The following is a 5858-nucleotide window of genomic DNA, read 5'->3' as shown; positions in this document are numbered from 1 at the left end:
GAGATAAGGAAATGAAAAAGCAGATCAAAGACTTGACCCGCCGTGCTCTGCATAATGCCGACGCGGCATATTATGTGCTCGACTATCTCGCGCACAGCTTCCCGACGCAGCTCTACGAGCCTTACACCGACAGCGAGGGCAATCTGTCGTCGCGGCCGGTCTATCGCGACGGTCAGCCCGTCGAGAGCCGGGAAGCCGCTGCCCGCCGCGACGAGTTGATCGAGCGGCTCGCCTCGCTCCCGCCCGTTCCCGGTGCCCTCGACCAGATCGTCCAGCGCTTCGGCACCGACATGGTGGCAGAGGTGACGGGACGCTCCCGCCGGATCATCCGCAAGGGCGATCGCCTTGCCGTCGAAAACCGCGCCCCATCCGCCAACCTGGCGGAAACGGCCGCGTTCATGGACGACCAGAAGCGCATCCTGGTCTTCTCCGACGCTGGCGGTACCGGGCGCAGCTATCATGCCGAGCTGTCGGCGCGAAACCGGCGCCTGCGCGTCCACTATCTCCTCGAACCGGGCTGGAAGGCGGATGCCGCCATTCAGGGGCTCGGCCGTACCAACCGGACGAACCAGGCGCAGCCGCCCTTGTTCCGTCCGATCGCGACCGATGTGAAGGCCGAGAAGCGTTTCCTCAGCACCATCGCCCGGCGTCTCGATACGCTCGGCGCGATCACGCGCGGGCAACGCCAGACCGGCGGCCAGGGCCTGTTCCGGCCAGAGGACAATCTGGAAAGCACCTACGCCCGCAACGCGCTGCGCCAGCTCTATCTCCTGCTGGTTCGCGGCAAGATCGAGGGCTGCTCGCTGGATCGCTTCGAGGCAGCCACCGGCCTGAAGCTAATGGACAGCAACGGCATCAAGGATGAGTTGCCGCCCATCACGACTTTCCTCAACCGCTTGCTCGCGCTCACCATCGAGCTTCAGGGCATCCTGTTCACCGCCTTCGAGCAGTTGCTCGACGCCAAGGTGCAGGGTGCCATCGCCAGCGGCATCTATGACGTCGGGCTGGAAACGCTGACGGCGGAGAGCTTCGTCGTCATCGACCGCAAGACGATCTACACCCATCCGGCGACGGGCGCGCAAACGCGGCTGCTCACCATCACCGAGCGGCGGCACAACCGGCCGATGACGCTGGCGGATGCTCTTGCCTATGCCGACGATGATCTCGGCAAGCTGTTGATCAACGCCAAGTCTGGTCGGGCTGCCGTGCAGGTTCCAGCGCCTTCGCTCATGCTGGATGACGGAGAGATCGAACGGCGCGTGCGGCTGATCCGGCCCATGGAGCACTATCACGCTTCGCTGAAGATGATGGCGGAAAGCCACTGGGAAGAAACCGATCGAGAAACCTTCGCGGCGGTCTGGAACCGGGAAATCTCCGAGGTTCCGACCCATTCCGACAGCACCATTCACGTCGTCGCCGGACTCCTCCTGCCGGTGTGGAAACGCCTGCCGAATGAATCGACGCGCGTTTACCGGCTTCAGACCGATGACGGCGAGCGCATCATCGGTCGTCGCGTCTCTCCGGCCTGGGCGGCGAACGCCACCGCGACCGGAACGACCAGCCTGTCCGCCGAGGACGCCCATGCGGCGCTGATGGAGGGGCGGACGATCCTTGATCTCACCGAGGGCCTCCAGCTTCGCCGCGCTCGTGTCATGGACGCCAACCGGATCGAGCTTTCCGGCTTCACCGAGGCCATGCGCGAGCGGCTGCGCGCCTATGGTCTCTTCACCGAGATCATCTCGTGGAAACTGCGCTTCTTCGTGCCAGTCGATGCCCCAGGCGTCGCCGTGCTCGCAAAGCTGCTCGGCACCTATCCGGTCGAGCGGATCGGCGAGCGGGAGGCGGCGTGATGGCCCGTCACGATGCTTCCGATCTGGCAATCCGTCTCGGCCGACAGGCCGAGGCGGTCTGCCGCGAATACCTGTCTTCCGGCCGTCGCTCCGGCAACTACTGGCTGGTCGGGGATGTCCAAAACACCCCCGGACGCTCGCTGTATGTCCGTCTCAAGGACACCGCCAAAGGCCCGGCAGGAAAGTGGACCGATGGCGCGACGGGACAGCACGGCGACCTCCTCGACGTCATCCGCGAGGCGCTCGGCCTTGTCGACTTCAGGGATGTGGCCGAGGAAGCACGCCGGTTCCTCAGTCTCCCGCATCTCGAACCGGAAAAGACGAGAACACCGACCGGCAAGACGTCAAGCATCGCCATTGGTTCACCTGAAGCGTCACGGCGCCTCTTCGCCATGTCGCAGCCGATCGGCGGCACCCTTGCGGAAATCTACCTTGGAGGCAGGGCGATCACGTCGCTCTTTGGCACCGCCGCGCTGCGTTACCACCCGCAGTGCTATTACAGGCCCGACGAGCATTCGCGCACCGAGATCTGGCCGGCGATCGTCGCTTCCGTCACCGATCTCGCCGGACGGCAGACCGGTGCGCACCGCACCTGGCTTTCCCCGGACGGTTCGGGCAAGGCGCCTGTTGAGACGCCGAGACGGGCGATGGGCGACCTTTTCGGGCACGGCGTCTGCTTCGGGGTGGCCGGTGAGGTGCTCGCCGCCGGAGAGGGAATCGAAACCGTGCTGTCGCCCCGCATGGTTCTGCCCCACATGCCGATGATGGCGGCGCTCTCGGCCGCCCACCTCGCTGCCATCCTGTTCCCGTCGACGTTGCGCCGGCTCTATGTACTGCGTGATCGCGACCCGGCCGGCGACGGTGCCAGAGACAGCCTGATCACCAGAGCAGCGAGCGTCGGCATCGAGGCGATCCCGGTGTCGCCGATCGGCGGGGACTTTAACGACGATCTGCGCTGGCGCGGCGTCGACGCCCTCCGGGCGGCTCTGAAGGATCAGCTTCATCCCGAAGACGTCAGCCGGTTCATGGAGAGATGAGACGACCGGTGGAGGATGAGGCGCGGCCCCAGGGCATCTTCGCCTGCCGCCTCCATTCATCACTGGAAGCATCCTTCCCGTGTCGGAGAGGCCGGCGCCCACGGCCTTCTGAGAGGGCGATCGGCTCACAAGCTGGCCCGCCGGGCAATGGCGGCGGCCGACTATTTTCCGCCGCGTCCTGCGGACGCTTTGCATCGCGAAGCAAAATAGCCGGCCTTTGCCATCAAGGCCCTCGCGGGAGCGCGAGGGCTGCCAGGCCGTCCCGCCTGTGAGCTTCGACGCCTGCGAAGGCCGCGATGGGCGCGGTCTCCAGACAAAGGACGCTCCCGATGATGAACGAAGACGAGAACGCAGGCTTCGAACCGGACCACACCTCATCCTCCACCGATCATCTCCTCACCGAACTCCAGCTCTACGGCTGGCGCCCGTTTCAGGACGAACCCGATCCAAGGCCGCTGCCGGAAGGCACCATGGTCGCCGCCGCAGTCGCAGACATCTTCGACGCCCTTCTCGCTACGCTCGGCGACACCCGCCTCGAACCCGACCTCGACGATCTGCTTTGGGGGGCTGTCAACCTCTTTCACCGTGCCGCCGGCCGGGTCGAGCGCGAGCTTGACGATAACGAGCAGGCACAGCGCCGCCTTCAGAGGGAACAGGATGGCAGCGAGGTCAAGAGCGTCGAACTCGAACGCCTCACGGCAGAGGGCCAGACCCTGATCGAGCGGCGCAACAGCTTGGAACTCTTCCGAGACCTCTCGGCGGAAGCTTTCGAGCACCACACCGGCACGCCTTGGCGGCCGCGCACCGGCTCGATGGTCAACCATCGCTATCTGACCTCGGCGGTGATCGACAGCCGCGACTTCCTTGCCGCGAAACGCCGGGCTGAGAAGGAGTTGCTGCTGCCCGCCGGCCCCAGGGTTGCTCTGACCGGCGGCGCCGACTTCAATGACCATCGGCTGATCTGGGGGCGGCTCGATCAGGTCCATGCCAAGCACCCCGACATGGTGCTGTTGCACGGCGGCACGCCGAAGGGTGCCGAACTGATCGCCTCCCGCTGGGCCGACCACCGCAAGGTGCCGCAGATCGCCTTCAAACCCGACTGGACGAAGCATGGCAAGGCCGCGCCCTTCAAGCGAAACGACGCCTTGCTCGACACCCTGCCGGTCGGTGTCCTCGTCTTCCCCGGTACGGGGATTCAGGACAATCTCGCCGACAAGGCGAAGAAGCTTGGCATCCCGGTCATGAAGTTCGACGGCGGCGCGTAAAGCGCCGCCGCTCGGCGGCTGTTTCAATCGCCTTTACTTGACGTAAGTCCGTATTCGGGTTCAAATGAAACATCTTAGCAGCAACGGTGAATTGGCATAGTCGCAGGCGGAGCGTATTTCCCGGCAGCCTGTCTTGGTTCTCAACCGTTATGCGGAGGCTGCCATGACGCTGATTCTGCTTGCCATCTCCCTGACGATCACGCTCTGCGTCATCGCCTACAATTTCGCAATCTACGCTTTGCCCTTCATGGTCGGGCTGACCGCCTTCCAATATGTCTATGGAATGGAAGCCGGCTTCCTGATGTCGGGCTTCGCCGCCATCGGCACGGCGGTGCTTTCTGTGGCGCTGGTCATTGCCGTCGTGGGCTTTGCCAAGAACCCGGCTTTGCGCCTGACCGCGCTCGCCATATTCGCAATCCCGGCAACCATCGCTGGCTATGCGCTCGTTCACGGTGTCACGAAGAATTTTATCGATTCGACGATCGCCTTGAACCTGCTCGGTGGCGCCGGTGGCCTGTTCATCGGCATCGCGGCGATGCTCGATCTCAACGCGCTCGGCACGGCAGTTCTCTCACGCTGATGCGGCCTCGACCTACCGCTCCATGGAAAACCTGTGGTGGCTTAGGCCATCGTGCCTTCGGCTCCGCTTAGAGCGGGACGATTGAGTCAGCGCCGTGGTGGCCGTCATCTTCGGTCTGCTTGGCCCGGCTCTGGAAGCCGATCATCGGATGGTGATCCCATGCGCTGAATTGTGGTCACCTCCGTTGCGGTTGGTCCGCTTCGTATAGCGAGGCAGCCGTGAGCACCTTCATATTGCCGTCTCGCAATGCTGCTGGGCGTACCTTCAGACGCCGAGGCGGGAACAGTGCCAAGTACCTGCGGCCCGATAGCCGTCCTTGTCCCGATCTGCCTTCCGGCGGACGGAGCGCGGTGGCCGGTGAAGGGTTCCTTCGGATATGCTTGGCGTGTGAGGGTTTCGGCACAGAGCCTGTCAGGGTGCTATTGCCAGCAAGGACGATGGTTCTGCTGCGCATCCCCGTTTGTGCTCTCAAAGGCACCAATCCCTCCGACTGACTGATCCCCTAAGACCGTTCGGTTTCTGACCGCAACCCGCGCGGCTCCGGACCGAGTTGGCGCAAGCGCCTGCCCGCCCCACTCCGGGCCTTACGGGTCAAGCTGCCGCTTAAAAGCGTCAGTGCAGGCATCTCCCGACGGCCTTGGCCGGGTCTCGTCGGAGGGATGGTCCCTCCGAGGAGCAACGGAGATACGAAAATGCAGAACATCGTCATTCTTGCCGGCAACATCGGCCAGGCCCCCGAAACCCGCAACACTCATGGCGGCACCAGCATCACCCACTTCACCTTGGCAACATCACGCCCCCGCTATTCGGAAGGCAAGGTGGTCCGGGACAAGGACGGCTACCGGGTCCAGGACACCGAATGGCACCGTATCACCGCCTTCAACGGCCTCGGCAAGACGATCCAGCAGCATTGCGAGAAGGGCATGAAGGTTCTGGTTCGCGGCCGCATCCACTATACGAAATGGACCGATCGCGACGGCGTCGATCGCTACAGCACGGAGATCATCGCCGAGACGGTGGACTTCCTGAGCCGAGCGAGGCAGACCGAAGTAAGCGCTCATTTGAGGGCACATAGTAGTGATATGAGGGTGCTGAATGCCGGTCAGTCTGCCTGTTTATTGAAGTT

4 protein-coding genes and 1 pseudogene are annotated in these 5858 nt (G+C 63.9%); all 5 read left to right on the top strand.

Going from position 1 to position 5858, the window contains the following annotated elements; all coding sequences use genetic code 11:
- Window positions 1-1850: strawberry notch C-terminal domain-containing protein (locus KWJ32_RS27680; protein WP_256886602.1), on the top strand; the 1850-nt coding region annotated here is incomplete at its 5' end.
- Window positions 1850-2887, top strand: a complete 1038-nt coding sequence (locus KWJ32_RS27675) for a toprim domain-containing protein (protein WP_097143002.1) — start codon at window positions 1850-1852, stop codon at window positions 2885-2887. The genes KWJ32_RS27680 and KWJ32_RS27675, both read left to right, overlap by 1 nt.
- Before the next feature lie 329 nt (window positions 2888-3216).
- Window positions 3217-4152, top strand: coding sequence for a DUF2493 domain-containing protein (locus tag KWJ32_RS27670; RefSeq protein WP_097143020.1), 936 nt, complete (start codon window positions 3217-3219; stop codon window positions 4150-4152).
- A 163-nt stretch (window positions 4153-4315) separates the two neighbouring features.
- A complete protein-coding gene (locus KWJ32_RS27665; RefSeq protein WP_097143001.1) occupies window positions 4316-4732 on the top strand; it encodes a hypothetical protein in 417 nt (138 codons plus the stop codon).
- A 692-nt stretch (window positions 4733-5424) separates the two neighbouring features.
- A pseudogene (locus tag KWJ32_RS27660) lies at window positions 5425-5781 on the top strand (single-stranded DNA-binding protein); the annotation flags it as partial.
- Window positions 5782-5858: the final 77 nt, after the last annotated feature.

The sequence above is a fragment of the Ochrobactrum sp. BTU2 genome (assembly GCF_024539785.1).
Classification (GTDB): domain Bacteria; phylum Pseudomonadota; class Alphaproteobacteria; order Rhizobiales; family Rhizobiaceae; genus Brucella; species Brucella anthropi.
This window is presented reverse-complemented; position numbering and strand designations above follow the sequence as displayed.

Coding starts and splice junctions, on each gene's coding strand:
- KWJ32_RS27665 (WP_097143001.1), top strand. CDS start 4,316: ATGACGCTGATTCTGCTTGCCATCTCCCTGACGATCACGCTCTGCGTC.
- KWJ32_RS27675 (WP_097143002.1), top strand. CDS start 1,850: ATGGCCCGTCACGATGCTTCCGATCTGGCAATCCGTCTCGGCCGACAG.
- KWJ32_RS27670 (WP_097143020.1), top strand. CDS start 3,217: ATGATGAACGAAGACGAGAACGCAGGCTTCGAACCGGACCACACCTCA.